The organism is Sphingomonas hominis, assembly GCF_013328205.1.
In the GTDB taxonomy this organism is placed as follows: Bacteria; Pseudomonadota; Alphaproteobacteria; order Sphingomonadales; family Sphingomonadaceae; genus Sphingomonas; species Sphingomonas hominis.
In genome coordinates, this window is record NZ_JABULH010000001.1 from 901,892 (window position 1) to 917,813 (window position 15,922).

Consider the following 15,922-nt stretch of genomic DNA (forward strand, 5'->3'; position numbering starts at 1 on the left):
TCCGACAGAACCGTTCGCCCGCCACTCGGTTCATCCAACCGTACGTCGCAGCGTCAAGCGGGTCATCTCCGACGGACGTCCGAGCCGAAGCGCGAAGCCCGGCCACAGCCCGGTGCCGTTGCTGACGTACAGCGTCATGTCGCCGACCTGATACTTGCCCGACACGAACCCTGCGTTGGCCGGTTCGAGCAGCCGAGCGAGCCCCACGATCATGCCCCCGTGCGTGTGACCCGAGAGTTGCAACGCGACCCCGCGCGCTGCCGCGGCGCGGGCGTTGCGCGGTTGGTGGTCGAGCAGCACCACCGGCGCTCCCGCAGGCGCACCGGCCAAGGCCGCACTCAGGTCTGGTGGTTGCTGCCCCGCGCCGCGCGCCGACAGGTCGGTCACCCCTGCGATCACCAGCGCGGCGCCGTCTCGCCGCAATGCGACGTGCGCGTTGGGCAACATGCGAATACCCTGCTCGTCGATGCGCCGCATCCATGCGGGATAGTCGAAGAAATATTCGTGGTTGCCCGGCACCGCGAAGACGCCGTCGGCGGCGCGCAATTGGGCGAGTGGCTTCACCTCGTCGCGGCGCATCTGCACCGAGCCGTCGATGAAGTCGCCTGTCACGACGATTGAGTCCGCCCCTGCCGCGTTCGCGCGCTCGACCACCGCCTGCGCCCAGCGCACAGTGAACAGGCGGCTGAGGTGCAGGTCGGTCAGTTGCAGTAATCGATAACCCTCGAACTGCGGCGGCAGGTTCGGGATCGCCACCGTCACGTCCGTGACCGGCGGTACGCGCGCGGCGTTGGCGACGCCGATCGCAGCCAGCAGCATCGCCAACGCAGCGGCAGCGTATCGCACTGCCTCGGGCATCGACCAAGCGCCGCGCCTGATGCTCCATTCGACGAGGTTCGCCACGTCGATCGCGATCTGCATCACCGCCAACAGCAGCACCGCGCCGAACGCCCAGTTGAACAAGAGCACCACTGGTCGCGGGAATTCGGGCGCGAACACCGAGCCGGACGAGAAGCGACTCCACAGATGATATTGCGACACGACCAGCAAGGCGATCGCGCCCGCGAGCTTGATCCACACAGGCAGCGATAGCGGCAGCAGCCAGCGCGCGATCACGAGCAGGCTGGGCAGTGCGAAGAACAGGTGAAAAATGGCGAAACTCCTCACACGTTCGTAACCGAGCACGCCCAACGTGCGTCGCGGTGCATCGGGCGCGTCAGCGTGCGGTCACGCCATCCGCTGTCGCGCGACCTGTTCCAGCACGGTCAAGGGCATCGCACCCAGCGTCAGCACGCGGTGGAACGCCTTCGGATCCCACTTCGCGCCGGCGCGCTGTTTGGCCTCGTCGCGCAGCTTCACCCACATCGTGTGCCCGATCTTGTAGCTGCACGCCTGCCCCGGCCAGACGGTGTAGCGGTCGATCTCGCCCTGGCTGCGCCCACGCGCGATGCCGGTCGTGGCGATCAGATAGTCGGTCGCCTTCTCGCGGCTCCACCGCTTGGCGTGCATGCCGGAGTCGACCACCAACCGCGTCGCGCGGAACAGCAGCGATTGCAGATAGCCGACTTGGCCAAGCGGATCGCCCTCGTACATCCCCATCTCGTCGGCGAGCTGTTCCGAATAGAGCGCCCACCCTTCGGAATAACCCGAGTAGAAGCCGCGGCGGCGGATCAGCGGAATGTCGTCGCTTTCCAGCGCGGACATGACCTGCAGGTGATGGCCGGGGATCGCCTCGTGATAGCTGAGCGTCGCGAGCCCGAACTTCGGCCGGTCGAACGTGTCGCGCAGGTTGATGAAGTAGATTGCTGGACGTGAGCCGTCGAGCGAGGCCGACTGGTAATAGCCACCAGGCGATCCCGCCTGGATCGCCTCTGGCACGCGGCGGACCTCGACCGGCGCGCGCGGCAGGATCGCGAACTGCTTGGGCAGCCGCTTGCTCATCGCCGCGATCTGCGCGCGTAGTTGCGCCAGCAGCGCCTCGCGACCCGGATCGGTGTTGGGGAACAGCTGATCGGGGCGCTTGTTGAGCGCGACGAGGCGATCGCCGACGCTACCCGTCGACATGCCCTGCGCCTTCAGGATGCCGTCGATCCGCGTCGATATTTCCGCCACCTGGGCGAGCCCCATGCGGTGGATCTCGTCGCCCGACAGATCGACCGTCGTCGCCGCACTCGCCGCTGCGGTATAGTAAGCGTCGCCGTCGGGCAGGCGCCACACGCCGGCGTCGTGGACCGCGCGGCCGCGCAACTCGGTCACCAGCGCACGTTGGCGGTCGAGCGCCGGGAAGACGCGCTCCGCCATCAGCTTGGCGACTGCCTGCGCGCGCTCGGGTGACAGGTTCGCAGCCTTCAGCTTCGCCGACAGGTCGGTCGCCGGACCGGTCGCATCGGGTGCGATGTCGCGCACCGCGGCGAGCTGTTTCAGCGTCGTGTCGAGAATATAGTCGGGCGCGAACACGCCTTTTGCCGCATCCTCGCGCTGACGTGTCGTCTCCGCATCGATCACGCCGGCGAATGCTTCGACTCGCGCGACATAGGCGTCGGCGTCCGACGCGTCGCGCACGCGGTGCTGGTTGGCGAGGAAATCGGGCACGTCGCGGTAGGCGCCGGTCAATTGCGTCAGCACGTAAGGAGCGTAGCGACCCGCGCTCGATCCGTAGCTGTAGCGCTCGCCCGCGATCACGCGCTCCAGCCCGTAGGCGACGACGTCGTAATCGAGCTTGCCCGCCTCGCTGAGCGACGCGCGCGGGATCGTCTTGAGCGAGGCGAGCTCCTGCTTCGCGCGCGCGAAGTCGCGCCGCTCGCCCGCGCGCGACGCATCACCCAGCTTTGACTTGAGCCCGACGCGCTCGCCCGTGTCGAAGCCGAGCGATGTCGCTTGTTCGGGGCTGTCGTTCAGCCGCGCGTAGAAGAAGCGGTCGAGCATGGCGCGCAGTTCCGCGTCGCGCGTGCCCTTCATGGCTGCACCGACCACCGACGGCAGAGCGGCGGCAGCACCGGCGAGACTGGCGGAGGCGAGGAACTGGCGTCGCTGCATGGGCATGTCTTCTCCGATTGGTCGAGCGTGGCTCGAAGCGGCAGTCAGACTGACCGAGCAGCGGATGCTTGTCGAGCGTCTAGCCGCAGGTAAGTTTAACGATCCTGCCGTTCGCGTCCGTCTCGATGTTCAAGCGGTCGGCACGGTAATCCATCGTCAGCATGTCGCCGGTCGCGTAGCGGCGCAGCGTCTTGGCGCCAGTGAGCCGAAGTGCTGTTGGTGCGGCTGTGTCGGCGGTTTGTCCGACGAACTGCTGCACGGCGGCGGCGTCGCAGCTTCCGCCCGCCTGTGCCTGTTCGCCAGTGACCGGGGCAGGCTGCGGCGCACACGCCGCCACCAACAGCAGCAACGACCAGCCAGCGCGCATCACGCGTCCTCCGTCCGGGTCATCTTCAATCGCCCATTGATCACCGCGAAGGCGAGCCGCCCCTCGACCAGGTCGAGCGCGTCGCGGCCGAACTGGTCGAAACGCCAGCCGTTCAGGATCGACAGCCCGCTTCGCACGCCCGCCGCCAGTGCCTCGAGATCGTCCGAGCGCGCCAGCAGCCGCGGCGCGACGTCGATGTCGCGCGCGCGGATCTTGAGCAGCAACTTAAGCAGGTCGGCGACCAGCGCGCCATCCTTGCCGAGCCCCGGCTTGCGGTCGTCACGTGCCGGCATCTCATCGTTGGACAGCGGCTTCGCGCCCTCGATCGCCGCCATCAACCGCGCGCCGATGTCGTTCCCCGCCCAGGTCTGCGACAGCCCGCGCACCTTGGCGAGATCGGCCTGACGACGCGGCGGATGGCCGGCGAGGTCGCCCAGCGTCTCGTCCTTGACGATGCGCCCGCGCGGCAGGTCCTTGCCTTGCGCCTCCAGCTCGCGCCACCGCGCGATCGCCTTCAGCCGGCCGAGCACGTCGGCCTTGCGGCTCGACACGCGCACGCGCTTCCACGCGAGATCGGGATCGTTGGCGTAGTTCGCCGGATCGGCCAACCGCTCCATCTCCTGATCGAGCCACGCGCCGCGCCCGGTCTTCTTCAATTGCTCCAGCATCTTGGGGAAAATGCGCGACAGATGCGTCACGTCTCCGATCGCGTAATCGACCTGGCGATCGTCGAGCGGCCGCCTGGACCAATCGGTGAAGCGCGCCCCCTTGTCGACCTGGATGCCGAGCCAGCTATCGACCAGGTTCGAGTAACCGATCTGCTCGCCCTGACCCAGCGCCATCGCCGCGACCTGCGTGTCGAAGAGGGGGTGCGGGGTGCGGCCGGTGAGATTGTAGATGATCTCGATATCCTGCCCGCCGGCGTGGAAAACCTTGAGCACATCCTCGTTCTCGGTCAGCAACTCGAGCAGCGGCGTCATGTCGAGCCCCGGCGCTTTGGGATCGATCGCCGCGGCTTCCTCGGTATCCGCGATCTGGATCAGGCAGAGCTCAGGATAATAGGTGCTCTCGCGCATGAACTCCGTGTCGACCGTCACGAAGGGCGCATCGGCGAGGCGGGCGCACAGGTTGGCGAGCGTCGCGCTGTCGGTAATCAGGGAGTGAACGTGCATAAGCCGCGGGTCATAGCGGGACGGCGCGTGCTTGACAAAGCGTGGATGGAAGGGGAGGGCGCGCGGGTTCCCGGCCGGGTATGACAGGTACCCGACGGCTGCCACCAATCCCGGTCTCGCCGGGGTGACGATCAAGAGACCCGCTCATGCACGCCTATCGCTCGCACACCTGCGCCCAACTGACCGCCGAGAACGACGGCGACACCGTTCGCCTGTCGGGCTGGGTGCACCGCAAGCGCGACCACGGCGGCGTGCTGTTCGTCGACCTGCGCGATCATTATGGTATCACGCAGATCGTCGCCGACACCGACAGCCCGGTGCTGTCGCTGCTCGATGGCTTGCGGGTCGAGTCGGTCGTGACGATCGACGGCAATGTGAAGCGTCGTTCGGAGGCGACCGTGAACCCCAATCTCGCGACCGGCGAGATCGAAGTGTACGCGCGTGCCGCGACCGTGCAGAGCCACGCCGCCGAGCTGCCGATGCCGGTGTTCGGTGACGCCGAATATCCGGAGGAAATCCGGCTGCGGAACCGTTTTCTCGATTTGCGCCGCGAGAAGCTCCACGCCAACATCATGCTGCGCTCAAGCGTCATCGCCTCGATCCGCCGTCGCATGGTCGACCAGGGCTTTACCGAGTTCCAGACCCCGATCCTGACCGCATCGTCGCCCGAGGGCGCGCGCGACTATCTCGTCCCCAGCCGCGTCCATCCGGGCAAGTTCTACGCGCTGCCGCAGGCGCCGCAGATGTTCAAGCAGCTGCTGATGGTCGCGGGCTTCGACCGTTATTTCCAGATCGCGCCATGCTTCCGCGACGAAGACGCGCGCGCCGATCGTTCGCCAGGCGAGTTCTATCAGCTCGATTTCGAGATGAGCTACGTCACGCAGGAGGATGTATTCCAGGCGATCGAGCCGGTGCTCCACGGCGTGTTCGAGGAGTTCGCGAACTGGCAGGGCAAGGGGCGCACTGTCTCGGCGCTGCCGTTCAAGCGTATCCCCTACCGCGAGTCGATGCTGAACTACGGCAACGACAAGCCCGACTTGCGCAACCCGCTGATCATCTCGGACGTGAGCGATCAATTTGTCGGCTCAGGCTTCGGCCGCTTCGCCTCGATCGTCGAGGCAGGCGACGTGGTGCGCGCGATCCCCGCGCCCGGCACGCACAAGAAGAGCCGCAAGTTCTTCGACGACATGAACGCTTGGGCGCAGGGCGAAGGCTTTGCTGGGCTCGGCTATGCCACGCGAAAGAACGGCGAATGGGGCGGCCCGATCGCCAAGAACCACGGCGAGGACAAGATGTCGGCTATGGCCGACGCGCTCGGCCTCGGGCCAAACGACGGGCTGTTCTTCGCCGCCGGCAAGGAAGCGCAGGCAGCCAAGCTCGCCGGGCTGGCGCGCACCCGCGTCGCCGATCAGCTCGGGTTGATCGACCAGAACCGGTTCGAGTTCTGCTGGATCGTCGACTTCCCGATGTTCGAATATGACGAGGACAACAAGAAGGTCGATTTCAGCCACAACCCGTTCTCGATGCCGCAGGGCGAGATGGATGCGCTGGAGAACAAGGACCCGCTCGACATCCTCGCCTATCAGTACGACATCGTCTGCAACGGCGTGGAGCTGTCGTCGGGCGCGATCCGCAATCACAAGCCCGAAATCATGTACAAGGCGTTCGAGATCGCGGGCTATACGCAGGCCGACGTCGACACGAATTTTGCCGGTATGATCAACGCGTTCAAGTATGGCGCACCGCCGCACGGTGGCTCGGCACCCGGCATCGACCGTATCGTCATGCTGCTGGCGGATGAGCCGAACATCCGCGAGGTTATCGTCTTCCCGATGACGCAGAAGGCGGAAGACCTGATGATGGGCGCGCCGAACTTCGCGACGCCGAAGCAATTGCGCGAGTTGAACATCCGCGTGACCGTCGACGGGCCGAAGGCGGACGTGGACGCCGCGGTCAGCAAGCGCGCGGGCTGACACGGCCACACTTGGAATAATCCGCCGATGCGAGGGGCTGGCACCCCCTCGTTAACCATGTCAGAAGCCCGCGCTGTTAAGGCGGGGGACGATGCCACAACCAGATACCGGAACGCCGGCGGCGCCGCCGTCGCGAACGCCTGACGCATCACCAACGCCGCTCGCGCGCAGCCTGGGCGTTGCGGGCGTGCTGTTCCTGACGCTGTCGGTGACGACCCCCGCCTCGTCGGTGTTCGTGATCGTGCCCGGCATGTTGCAGGTCGCAGGGACGGGCGCGATCTGGGCGACGCTGATCGCGGCGCTGGTGTGCGTCGCGACCGCCTATATCTACGCCGAGCTGTCGTCGGCCTGGCCGGTCGCGGGCGGCGAATATGTGATGGTCGCGCACACGCTGGGGCCGCTCGCCGGGTTCGTGATGCTCGGCATCAACGTGTGCAACAACCTGATCTTTCTGCCCGTCGCGGGCCTCGGCATCCGTGAGGTGCTGGTCGGCGTGGTGCCCTCATTGCCGCAGGTACCGACCGCGATCGTCGTGGTCGGCGCGTGCACGCTGGTCGGATTGCTCAACATCCGCGTCAACGCGCTCGTCACCGGGCTTTTCCTGTTGATCGAGGTAGTGGCGCTGCTCGCGATCACCGCACTCGGCCTCATCGACGTGCAGCGCAACCCGCTCGACTTCCTTACACACCCGGTAATGGCCGCGGGGCAGGGGCTGGCGCCGACCTCGCTCACCTCGATCGGGGTCGCCGCCTCGATCGCGATCTTCGCTTTCAACGGCTACGGCGCGGCGGTCTATTTCGGTGAGGAGATGCACGAGGCGCCGCGGCGGATCGCGCGATCGATCATGCTCGCGCTCGTGTTCACGCTCGCACTCGAAGGACTGCCGCTCCTCGCCGCGTTGATGGGGGCGGTCGACCTGCGCGCGATCCTCGCCTCGTCCAACCCGTTCGGCGATCTCGTCACCGCGATGGCGGGGGAGCAGGCAGGGCAGGCGATGGCGCTGGGCGTCGCGCTCGCGATCGTCAACGCGATCATTGCCTGGGTGCTCGCCTGCGCGCGCTTCTTCTACGGCACCGCGCGCGACGGATCGTGGGGGCGGCCGTTCGACCGCTGGATGTCAGCGATCCACCCACGTTGGGGCTCGCCGCATCTCGGTACGCTGATGGTCGGCGGCGTCGGCATGGCGTTGTGCTTCCTGCCGCTGCGTCTGCTGGAGGTGTGGAGCGGGGCGGGGCTGATCGCGATCTACGCCGGGATCGCGGTCGCGGCGATGATCGGACGACGCTCGGGCGCGTCGCGTCACGCGACCTACCGCATGCCGCTCTACCCGCTGGCACCGATCGTCACGCTGATCGCGCTCGCGCTGATCACGGTGGCGACGTGGCAGGACGTGGAGGAGGGGCGGCCCGCGATCGTCGCGACGATGATCCAGATCGTCATCGCGACGGGCTATTACCTGCTCGTGCTCAGGCGGCGGCGCTGGCAGGCGGTGGTGCCGACCGCCTGAACGGGCGGCCGGCACCGAATAGGTGTTTACGCCGGCTCGAACGCGCCTTCGCCGTCCTGCATGACGCGCAGCTCGCCATGCGCGATGCCGAACCACGCGCCGCGCAGCTTCAACTCGCCGGCCGCTTCGCGCTCCTGCACGAACGGGAAGGTTCGCAGATTCTTGATCGAGGAGCGGATGCCCTCCCACTCGATCGCGGTCTGCGCCTCGGGGCCGGTACCCTTCTCGGCGACGACCTTCTCGCGCGCCTCGTCGAGCAGGCTGATCCAGTCGGCGACGAAGCCGCCCGCGCCTTTCTCGGCATCCTTGAACCCCTGCGATAGCGCGGCCGCGCAGCCGCCGCACGACGCGTGGCCCATGATCAGGATTTCCCCGACCTTCAGCTGCGTCACCGCGAACTCAAGCGCGGCCGACACGCCGTGATAGCCGCCGCCGGTCTCGAACGGGGGAACGAGGTTGGCGACGTTGCGGATCACGAACAGCTCGCCGGGCTTGGCGTCGAAAATCTGCGTCGGATCGACGCGGCTGTCCGAACAGGCGATGATCAACACGCGCGGCTTCTGTCCCTTGGACAGCGTTTCCCACTCGGTCTTTTCCTGCTCCCAGTCCTCGCTGCGGAACCGGTGGTAACCCTCGATCAGACCGGCAACATCCCTTGGCATTCTATAGCTCCTACGTTGTTTAAGAGGTCAGACGACGCTATCTCGCGCCGTATGAACGACACGACTTCGCTTCTGGCTCCCACCCCGGCTCCGGTGCGCGCGCGCAAGCCGGACTGGATTCGCGTCAAGGCGCCGACCTCGACCGGGTTCGCCGAAACCAAACAATTGATGCGGCGCCTGAACCTTGCCACCGTGTGCGAGGAGGCCGCTTGCCCGAACATCGGCGAGTGCTGGACCAAGAAGCACGCGACCGTGATGATCCTGGGCGACACGTGCACCCGCGCGTGCGCCTTCTGCAACGTCAAGACCGGCATGCCGCGCGCGGTCGACCCGCTCGAGCCCGAGCATGTCGCCGTGGCGGCGGCGGAAATGGGGTTGCAGCATATCGTCATCACCTCGGTCGATCGCGACGATTTGCCCGATGGCGGCGCGTCGCAGTTCGTGAAGGTAATCCAGGCTCTCCGCCGCAACACGCCGTCGACGACGATCGAGATCCTGACACCCGACTTCCGCAACAAGGCGCAGGCCGCGGTCGAGTCAATTGTCGAGGCGCGGCCAGACGTGTATAATCACAATCTGGAAACCGTACCTCGGCTCTACCCGACGATCCGCCCCGGCGCGCGCTATTATGCCTCGCTTCGCCTGCTGGAGAGCGTGAAGCGCCACGATCCGTCGATCTTCACCAAATCGGGCGTGATGATGGGATTGGGCGAGGAGCGGCTGGAGGTCCATCAGGTCATGGACGACATGCGCTCCGCCGACATCGATTTCCTGACGATGGGCCAGTATCTGCAACCCACGCCCAAGCACGCGAAGGTCGCCGACTTCGTCACACCCAAGGCGTTCGACGCTTATGCCGCGATCGCGCGCGCCAAGGGCTTCCTGCTCGTCGCCTCGTCGCCGCTGACGCGGTCGAGCTACCACGCGGGCGACGATTTTGCGAAGCTGCGCGCCGCGCGCGAGGCCAAGCTGGCGCGGGCCTGATGCCGAAGCATTCGGAAACGCGCGCGCTGCCGTACAGCCCCGAGCAGATGTTCGACATGGTGGCGGACGTGCGGCGTTACCCGGAGTTCCTGCCATGGGTGAGCGCGATGCGGGTGCGGCAGGACAGCGAGACCGAGACGGTGGCGGACATGATCGTCGGCTTCAAGGGCCTGCGCGAGACGTTCACCTCCAAGGTCAAGAAGCAGCGTCCCGAGACGATCCGCGTCGAGTACGTCGATGGGCCGCTCAAGTATCTCTACAACGACTGGCGTTTCCGCGAAAACATTGTTGATGGGGCAAAAGTCGGCTGCCTTGTCGACTTCTCGGTCGACTTCGCGTTCAAGAACCGGATGTTCGAGATGCTGGCGGGGCAGGTGTTCTCGGTGGCGCTGCGCAAGATGATCGGCGCGTTCGAGACGCGCGCAGCGGTGCTCTACTCCGCCTCGACCGCGGGGCCGGGCAGCAGCAGTTCGAGCGCGCACAACGCGGCCTGAAGCCGAACGCCGCCGCGTCCGATATCGCCGAAGTTCTTGCGATCGGCGATGATGTCGGCCGGGTCGCCGTGCCGCTCCGCGCGCGCGAAGACGACGGTGCCGACGGGCTTCTTCTCGCTGCCGCCGCCGGGCCCTGCGACGCCGGTGATCGCCACCGCCACGTCGGCGCCCGATTTGGCGAGCGCGCCTTGCGCCATGCTCCACGCGGTCGCGATCGAGACCGCGCCGAACGTGTCGAGCACGTCGCGGCTGACACCCAGTGTCGCGATCTTCGCCTCATTGGCATAGGTGACGAACCCGAACTCGAACATCGCCGACGATCCCGCGATCTCGGTCAGCGCGGCGCAGACCAGCCCGCCGGTGCAGCTTTCCGCCACCGCGACGCGGCGCTTGGCGGCGATGTTTTCCTCCACCACGCGGCGCGCGGCGGCGAGTAGCTCGTCGGGCAGCACGCTGTCGTTCGCGTACTCGTTCATTGGGCGGCCTTTGCCGCGCAGATCGGCAGATCGGGTGCGTCGCGCATCGCGCCGCGCGCATGCCCGGCCTTGATGTACTGGAGCGTCGCGACGACAATTCCCGCAGTGTTGCGTGCCGGCAGCGGCTCGAGCAGCGTGACGAGACGATCGAGCGTCGGGCAATCGCGCGCTTGCAATCGCCCGGTGATCTGCGGCGCAAACAGGCTGGTCAGCATCGGGCGAGCATAATCGCTCATCAGCAGCAGTTCCACCGACGGATCGCTCAGCTTCGCGATCGCCTGTCTCGCCGCGGGCCAGGCGCGATCGGCTTCCGCGTCATATTTGGCGAGGAAGGGCCCCGATGTGCGACGCAGCAGGCTGGTCGCAGGCAGCGCGGCGCAGACGCGGCCGGCGTCGCGGATGATCGCAGGCATGCTGACCAACGCGATCGACTCGGCCTCGGCCTGGTTGAGGCACGGCGTCTGCGCGGTCGCGGGCGCTGCGCTGACCGACAGCGCCACCGCGAGCGCGAGCAGCCGCTTCACGCGAGCGTGCCGGGCAGGCGGATCGTCGCCATTGCCTGCGCCGCAATGCCTTCGCCGCGCCCGGTGAAGCCCAATCGCTCGGTCGTGGTCGCCTTCACGCTGACGCGGTCGACCGGCAGATCGAGCAATTCGCCGATCCGCGTTTGCATGGCGGCGCGGTGCGGGCCGATCTTGGGCGCTTCGCACATGATCGTCAGATCGACGAAGGTGACGCGACCGCCGCGCGCCTCGACCAGTTCGCGCGCATGGGTGAGGAACTGCCCCGACTCGGCGCCCTTCCACTTGGGGTCGCTCGGCGGAAAGTGCGTGCCGATGTCGCCCGCCGCGATCGTGCCGAGCACCGCGTCGGTGATCGCGTGGAGCGCCACGTCGGCGTCGCTATGCCCCGACAGGCCCTGATGATGCGGGATCAGCACGCCGCCGAGCCACAATTCCTCGCCGTCTTCGAGCCGGTGGACGTCGAAGCCGCTCGCCGAGCGTGTCTCGTAACCGATGCGTGCCTCGGCTGCGGCGAAATCGGCGGGGTAGGTGACTTTCTCGAGCATCTGGTCGCCCTGCACCAACGCAACGCTGCCGCCAAGCGCGCGCACCATCTGCGCGTCGTCGGTGGGGGCGTCGCCCGACCATTCTTCGTGTGCGCGCAGCAGCGTGTCGTGGCGGAATGCCTGTGGTGTCTGGACGCGGCGCAGCGGCTCGCGCGCGACCAGCGTGCCGTCGGTGTGGACCAGCGTATCGGCGACGGGCAGCACCGGCACCGCGCCGTCGTGGCTGACGAGCGCGTCGGTCAGCCGGTCGATCACGACGCCCGGCACGAACGGCCGCGCCGCGTCATGGACCAGCACGATGTCGGCAACCTCGCACGCGGCGAGCCCCGCCACGACCGACTCGTGCCGCGCCGCACCGCCGAGTACGAAGCGCGCGCCCGGCAGGGCGTCACGCAGCATCGTCTCCTGACCGGGCCCGATCACAACGACCACGTCGTCGATCCTCGGATGGGTGGAAAGCGCGTGGTAACTCCACGCCAGCATCGCGCGCCCGGCGAGTGTAGTGAATTGCTTCGGCCCAGTCTGGCCCGAGCGCGAGCCGGTGCCGGCGGCGACGATGATTGCGGTGATTGTCATCGCACGCGCGCCTAGTCGCATCGCACCCGCCTTGCCAGCCCCGCCTTGCCACCCTCGGCACGAGCCATTATTGCCTAAATAACAGGCATCATGCAGAAACTCACTCCCATCCAGATCGGTCCGGTGCGGATCGACCAGCCCGTCGTGCTCGCGCCAATGACCGGCGTGACCGATCAGCCCTTCCGCACGCTCGTGCGCCGCTACGGTTCCGGCCTGAACGTGACTGAGATGATCGCGAGCCAAGCGGCGATCCGCGAGACACGTCAGTCGCTGCAGAAAGCGATGTGGCACCTGTCCGAAGAGCCGGTATCGATGCAGCTGGTCGGCTGTGCACCGTACGAGATGGGGGAGGCTGCGAAGCTCGCGCGTGACAAGGGCGCGGCGATCATCGACATCAACATGGGCTGCCCCGTACGCAAGGTGACCAACGGTGATGCGGGCTCGGCGCTGATGCGCGACCTTGTGCTCGCGCGTTCAATCATCGAGGGCGTGGTGAAGGCGGTCGAGGTGCCGGTCACGCTCAAGATGCGGATGGGCTGGTGCCATGACAGCCTGAACGCGCCCGAGCTCGCGCGGATCGCCGAGGATCTCGGCATCCGCATGGTCACCGTCCACGGCCGCACGCGCAACCAGATGTACAAGGGCTCGGCCGACTGGCGCTTTATCCGCCAGGTGAAGGATGCGGTGTCGATCCCGGTGATCGCCAACGGCGACATCTGCGGGATCGAGGATGCCGAGGCCGCGATGGAGCAATCGGGCGCGGACGGCATCATGGTCGGGCGCGGCGCCTATGGCCGCCCGTGGCTGCTGGGCCAGTTAATGACGTGGTTTGCCGAGGGGCGGCGCGTGCCCGATCCGTCGCTGAACGAACAATATCATGTGATCGCCGAGCACTACGACATGATGCTCGACCATTATGGCCCGGTAACCGGCGTCAACATGGCGCGCAAGCACATCGGCTGGTACACCAAGGGCATCGACGGCTCGGCCGTGTTCCGCAACCAGGTGAACCAGGAACCCGATGCGAACCGCGTCAAGGCGATGCTGCGTGACTTCTACGCGCCGTACCTGACCCGCGCCGCGGCGTGATGCTGGCGGCATGCACGCCGGGTGACGCCGATCTGCTCGCGGCGTTGCCGGTCGCGATGCTGCTGCTCGACCCCGACGACCGGATCGCGCGCGTGAACGCCGAAGCCGAGACGCTGCTCAATATGTCGCAGCGCGCCTTGCTGGGGCAGGGGATCGGCGACGTGCTCACCCTGCCGAGCAGCGCCGCACGCCGTGCCGGACACGCCGCCGCCGCATTCGACACCCAGGTCGAGACCGCGCGCGGGCTCAAGCTGCGCGTCGACTTGATCGAGGCGGAGGTGCCCGACTGCGCGGGTTGGCGCGTGCTCACGCTGCACAATGCCGCGCCCTCGCGCCAGCTCGGGCAGACGATGGACCGCGCCGCCGCCGCGCGCTCGGCGGTCGGCGCGGCGGCGATGCTCGCACACGAGATCAAGAACCCGCTGTCCAGCATCCGCGGTGCGGCGCAGCTGATCGCTGATGGCGCCGCGCCAGACGAACTCTGCCGGTTGGTCATTAAGGAGGTCGACCGGATCGCCGCCTTGATCGACCGCATGGAGGATTTTACCGATACCCGCCCGCGCGAGGTGGCGCCGCTCAACATCTACCCGTTGCTGGCGCACGCACGGCGCGTGGCGCTGGCGGGCTTCGCGCGAGACATGGTCATCGAGGAACGCTACGACCCCTCCTTGCCGCTCGCGCTCGGCAATCACGACGGGCTGCTGCAGGTGATCCTCAACCTGCTGAAGAACGCCGCCGCCGCACTCGGCCAGATCGGCGAGCGCCGCATCACGCTTGCTACCGCCTACCGCCACGGCGTCACGATCGCCGCGCGCGACGGGTCGGGTCGGATCGCGCTGCCGATCGAGATCTGCGTCATCGACACCGGACCCGGCGCGCCCGAGGATATCGCCGAGCACCTGTTCGACCCGTTCGTGTCGAGCAAACCGGAAGGCAAAGGGCTCGGTTTGGCCCTCGTCGACAAGCTGATCCGCGACATGGGAGGGATCGTGCAATATTCACGCGAGGGCGTGCCGCACGCGACCGTGTTCCGCATCCTGCTGCCGCGTGCCGCCTGATGGCGTCGGCCGACATCCTGCTGGTTGACGACGACGACGCGGTCCGCCTGGTCGTCGCGCAGGCGCTGCGCCGCGCCGGGCACCAGGTCCGCACCGCGACCTGCCTAGCCGATCTCGACCGCGAACTGCGCACGAAGCTGCCCGACGCGCTCGTCACCGATGTCGTGCTGCCCGATGGCGACGGGATCGATCACGCGACGCGCATCGTCGCGCAACATGCCGATCTACCGATCGTGGTGCTGTCGGCGCGCAACACGCTGACCACCGCGGTGCGCGCCAACGAGGCGGGCGCTTACGATTATTTGCCCAAGCCGTTCGATCTCGACACGCTGACCCGCACGGTTGCCGCAGCACTCGCCCGGCGGGGTCGCAATGCCGTGGCGAGTGGCGACGATGCCGACGCATCGCTGCCGCTGATTGGACGCTCCCCGGCGATGCAGGAGGTGTACCGCGTGATCGCGCGCGTCGTCTCCAATGACCTGACCGTGCTGGTGTCGGGCGAGTCGGGTACCGGCAAGGAACTGGTCGCGCGCGCTGTCCACGATTTGGGTGCGCGCCGTCACGCACCGTTCGTCGCCATCAACATGGCAGCGATTCCGCGCGAGCTGATCGAGGCCGAGCTGTTCGGCCACGAACGCGGCGCATTCACCGGTGCGGCGCAGCGGAGTGCCGGACGCTTCGAACAGGCGAACGGCGGCACGCTGTTCCTGGACGAGATCGGCGACATGCCGCGCGAGGCGCAGACGCGGCTGCTGCGCGTGCTGCAATCGGGCGAGTTCACGACGGTCGGCGGATCGCGCGCGATCCGGGCCGACGTTCGCATCGTCGCCGCCACCAACCGCGACCTTCACGGCGCGATCGCCGATGGTCAGTTCCGCGAAGACCTGTTCTACCGTCTGAATGTGGTGCCGATGGCGCTGCCTGCGTTGCGAGAGCGACGCGACGATGTGGCCGAACTCGCCCGCCACTTCCTCGATCGCGCGGCCGAGGCAGGATTGCCGCGCAAGACGCTGGATGCCGGCGCGGTCGCGGTGCTGGAGGCGTATGACTGGCCCGGCAACGTGCGCGAGCTGGAAAACCTCATGCGGCGTTTGGCCGCCTTGTCGCGGGACGATCAGATCACCGCCGCCGATGTCGGTGGGGCATTGCGCGGCGCGGCACCCGCGCTGCCGATGGCGATGGCGACAGGCCTGGATGAAGCAGTGTACGCGTTGATAGAGCATCTCGCGCGTACCGAGCCGCGCACGCTCGACGACGGCACGCTGCACGCCCGCTTGGTCGCCGCAGTCGAACGTCCGATGATCGAGGCGATCCTGCGTCGTCACGGCGGCAATCAGCTCCGCGCCGCGCGTGCGATCGGGCTCAACCGCAATACCCTGCGCAAGCGGCTCGACGTGCTCGGCATCGACCCCGACGCTTCACCGACCACGGCGGCCTAGCCTCGGCTCACCGAAATATG

The 15,922-nt window shown here is 67.3% G+C and carries 15 protein-coding genes; 7 read left to right on the forward strand and 8 right to left on the reverse strand.

The window, feature by feature from the left end:
- Positions 1–30: 30 nt before the first annotated feature.
- From HRV97_RS04570 to rnd, 4 genes are all read right to left on the reverse strand, one after another.
- On the reverse strand, positions 31–1,185 hold the full coding sequence (locus tag HRV97_RS04570) for a metallophosphoesterase (RefSeq protein ID WP_343044426.1): 1,155 nt from the start codon (positions 1,183–1,185) through the stop codon (positions 31–33).
- Between the two features lie 42 nt (positions 1,186–1,227).
- Complete coding sequence (locus tag HRV97_RS04575) at positions 1,228–3,036, reverse strand: DUF885 domain-containing protein (RefSeq protein WP_174192444.1); 1,809 nt, start codon at positions 3,034–3,036, stop codon at positions 1,228–1,230.
- Between the two features lie 79 nt (positions 3,037–3,115).
- A complete protein-coding gene (locus tag HRV97_RS04580; protein ID WP_174192445.1) occupies positions 3,116–3,403 on the reverse strand; it encodes an I78 family peptidase inhibitor in 288 nt (95 codons plus the stop codon).
- Positions 3,403–4,575: a ribonuclease D gene (gene rnd, locus HRV97_RS04585; RefSeq protein WP_174192446.1), complete on the reverse strand. Its 1,173-nt coding sequence runs from the start codon at positions 4,573–4,575 to the stop codon at positions 3,403–3,405. Before rnd ends, HRV97_RS04580 begins: the two co-directional genes overlap by 1 nt.
- Positions 4,576–4,721: 146 nt before the next feature.
- On the opposite strand from rnd, the gene aspS reads away from it, so the two are divergent.
- On the forward strand, positions 4,722–6,548 hold the full coding sequence (gene aspS, locus HRV97_RS04590; protein ID WP_174192447.1) for an aspartate--tRNA ligase: 1,827 nt from the start codon (positions 4,722–4,724) through the stop codon (positions 6,546–6,548).
- 91 nt (positions 6,549–6,639) lie between these two features.
- Entirely contained in the window at positions 6,640–8,055 is a 1,416-nt protein-coding gene (locus tag HRV97_RS04595) for an APC family permease (RefSeq protein ID WP_246248508.1), read from the forward strand.
- Between the two features lie 26 nt (positions 8,056–8,081).
- Here the strand turns inward: HRV97_RS04595 and HRV97_RS04600 are convergent, their stop codons facing one another.
- Positions 8,082–8,717: a carbonic anhydrase gene (locus HRV97_RS04600; RefSeq protein ID WP_174192448.1), complete on the reverse strand. Its 636-nt coding sequence runs from the start codon at positions 8,715–8,717 to the stop codon at positions 8,082–8,084.
- A 51-nt stretch (positions 8,718–8,768) separates the two neighbouring features.
- On the opposite strand from HRV97_RS04600, the gene lipA reads away from it, so the two are divergent.
- Both lipA and HRV97_RS04610 read left to right on the forward strand, forming a co-directional pair.
- Positions 8,769–9,701 carry a lipoyl synthase gene (lipA, locus tag HRV97_RS04605; protein WP_174192449.1) on the forward strand — a complete coding sequence of 311 codons (933 nt, stop codon included), beginning with the start codon at positions 8,769–8,771 and terminating at the stop codon, positions 9,699–9,701.
- Positions 9,701–10,195 carry a type II toxin-antitoxin system RatA family toxin gene (locus HRV97_RS04610; protein WP_174192450.1) on the forward strand — a complete coding sequence of 165 codons (495 nt, stop codon included), beginning with the start codon at positions 9,701–9,703 and terminating at the stop codon, positions 10,193–10,195. Before lipA ends, HRV97_RS04610 begins: the two co-directional genes overlap by 1 nt.
- On the opposite strand, the gene HRV97_RS04615 is transcribed toward HRV97_RS04610, so the two are convergent.
- From HRV97_RS04615 to HRV97_RS04625, 3 genes are read right to left on the reverse strand one after another with little or no spacing between them, the layout of a single operon-like run.
- Positions 10,135–10,671 carry a CinA family protein gene (locus HRV97_RS04615; protein ID WP_174192451.1) on the reverse strand — a complete coding sequence of 179 codons (537 nt, stop codon included), beginning with the start codon at positions 10,669–10,671 and terminating at the stop codon, positions 10,135–10,137. The genes HRV97_RS04610 and HRV97_RS04615 overlap by 61 nt on opposite strands.
- Positions 10,668–11,195, reverse strand: coding sequence for a hypothetical protein (locus HRV97_RS04620; protein WP_174192452.1), 528 nt, complete (start codon positions 11,193–11,195; stop codon positions 10,668–10,670). The genes HRV97_RS04615 and HRV97_RS04620 overlap by 4 nt, the downstream gene beginning before the upstream one ends.
- Positions 11,192–12,316: a bifunctional 2-C-methyl-D-erythritol 4-phosphate cytidylyltransferase/2-C-methyl-D-erythritol 2,4-cyclodiphosphate synthase gene (locus HRV97_RS04625; RefSeq protein WP_174192453.1), complete on the reverse strand. Its 1,125-nt coding sequence runs from the start codon at positions 12,314–12,316 to the stop codon at positions 11,192–11,194. Before HRV97_RS04625 ends, HRV97_RS04620 begins: the two co-directional genes overlap by 4 nt.
- 90 nt (positions 12,317–12,406) lie before the next feature.
- Here HRV97_RS04625 and dusB point away from each other — a divergent pair, with 90 nt between their 5' ends.
- From dusB to ntrC, 3 genes are read left to right on the forward strand one after another with little or no spacing between them, the layout of a single operon-like run.
- Positions 12,407–13,405, forward strand: coding sequence for a tRNA dihydrouridine synthase DusB (dusB, locus tag HRV97_RS04630; protein WP_174192454.1), 999 nt, complete (start codon positions 12,407–12,409; stop codon positions 13,403–13,405).
- Positions 13,405–14,463, forward strand: coding sequence for a two-component system sensor histidine kinase NtrB (locus HRV97_RS04635; protein WP_246248509.1), 1,059 nt, complete (start codon positions 13,405–13,407; stop codon positions 14,461–14,463). Before dusB ends, HRV97_RS04635 begins: the two co-directional genes overlap by 1 nt.
- A complete protein-coding gene (gene ntrC, locus HRV97_RS04640; protein ID WP_174192455.1) occupies positions 14,463–15,902 on the forward strand; it encodes a nitrogen regulation protein NR(I) in 1,440 nt (479 codons plus the stop codon). Before HRV97_RS04635 ends, ntrC begins: the two co-directional genes overlap by 1 nt.
- Positions 15,903–15,922: the final 20 nt, after the last annotated feature.

Bases quoted from the DNA above. Each gene is read 5' to 3' on its own strand.
- HRV97_RS04575 (WP_174192444.1), bottom strand. From the start codon at position 3,036: ATGCAGCGACGCCAGTTCCTCGCCTCCGCCAGTCTCGCCGGTGCTGCC.
- HRV97_RS04580 (WP_174192445.1), bottom strand. From the start codon at position 3,403: ATGCGCGCTGGCTGGTCGTTGCTGCTGTTGGTGGCGGCGTGTGCGCCG.
- rnd (WP_174192446.1), bottom strand. From the start codon at position 4,575: ATGCACGTTCACTCCCTGATTACCGACAGCGCGACGCTCGCCAACCTG.
- aspS (WP_174192447.1), top strand. From the start codon at position 4,722: ATGCACGCCTATCGCTCGCACACCTGCGCCCAACTGACCGCCGAGAAC.
- HRV97_RS04595 (WP_246248508.1), top strand. From the start codon at position 6,640: ATGCCACAACCAGATACCGGAACGCCGGCGGCGCCGCCGTCGCGAACG.
- HRV97_RS04600 (WP_174192448.1), bottom strand. From the start codon at position 8,717: ATGCCAAGGGATGTTGCCGGTCTGATCGAGGGTTACCACCGGTTCCGC.
- lipA (WP_174192449.1), top strand. From the start codon at position 8,769: ATGAACGACACGACTTCGCTTCTGGCTCCCACCCCGGCTCCGGTGCGC.
- HRV97_RS04610 (WP_174192450.1), top strand. From the start codon at position 9,701: ATGCCGAAGCATTCGGAAACGCGCGCGCTGCCGTACAGCCCCGAGCAG.
- HRV97_RS04615 (WP_174192451.1), bottom strand. From the start codon at position 10,671: ATGAACGAGTACGCGAACGACAGCGTGCTGCCCGACGAGCTACTCGCC.
- HRV97_RS04625 (WP_174192453.1), bottom strand. From the start codon at position 12,316: ATGACAATCACCGCAATCATCGTCGCCGCCGGCACCGGCTCGCGCTCG.
- dusB (WP_174192454.1), top strand. From the start codon at position 12,407: ATGCAGAAACTCACTCCCATCCAGATCGGTCCGGTGCGGATCGACCAG.
- HRV97_RS04635 (WP_246248509.1), top strand. From the start codon at position 13,405: ATGCTGGCGGCATGCACGCCGGGTGACGCCGATCTGCTCGCGGCGTTG.
- ntrC (WP_174192455.1), top strand. From the start codon at position 14,463: ATGGCGTCGGCCGACATCCTGCTGGTTGACGACGACGACGCGGTCCGC.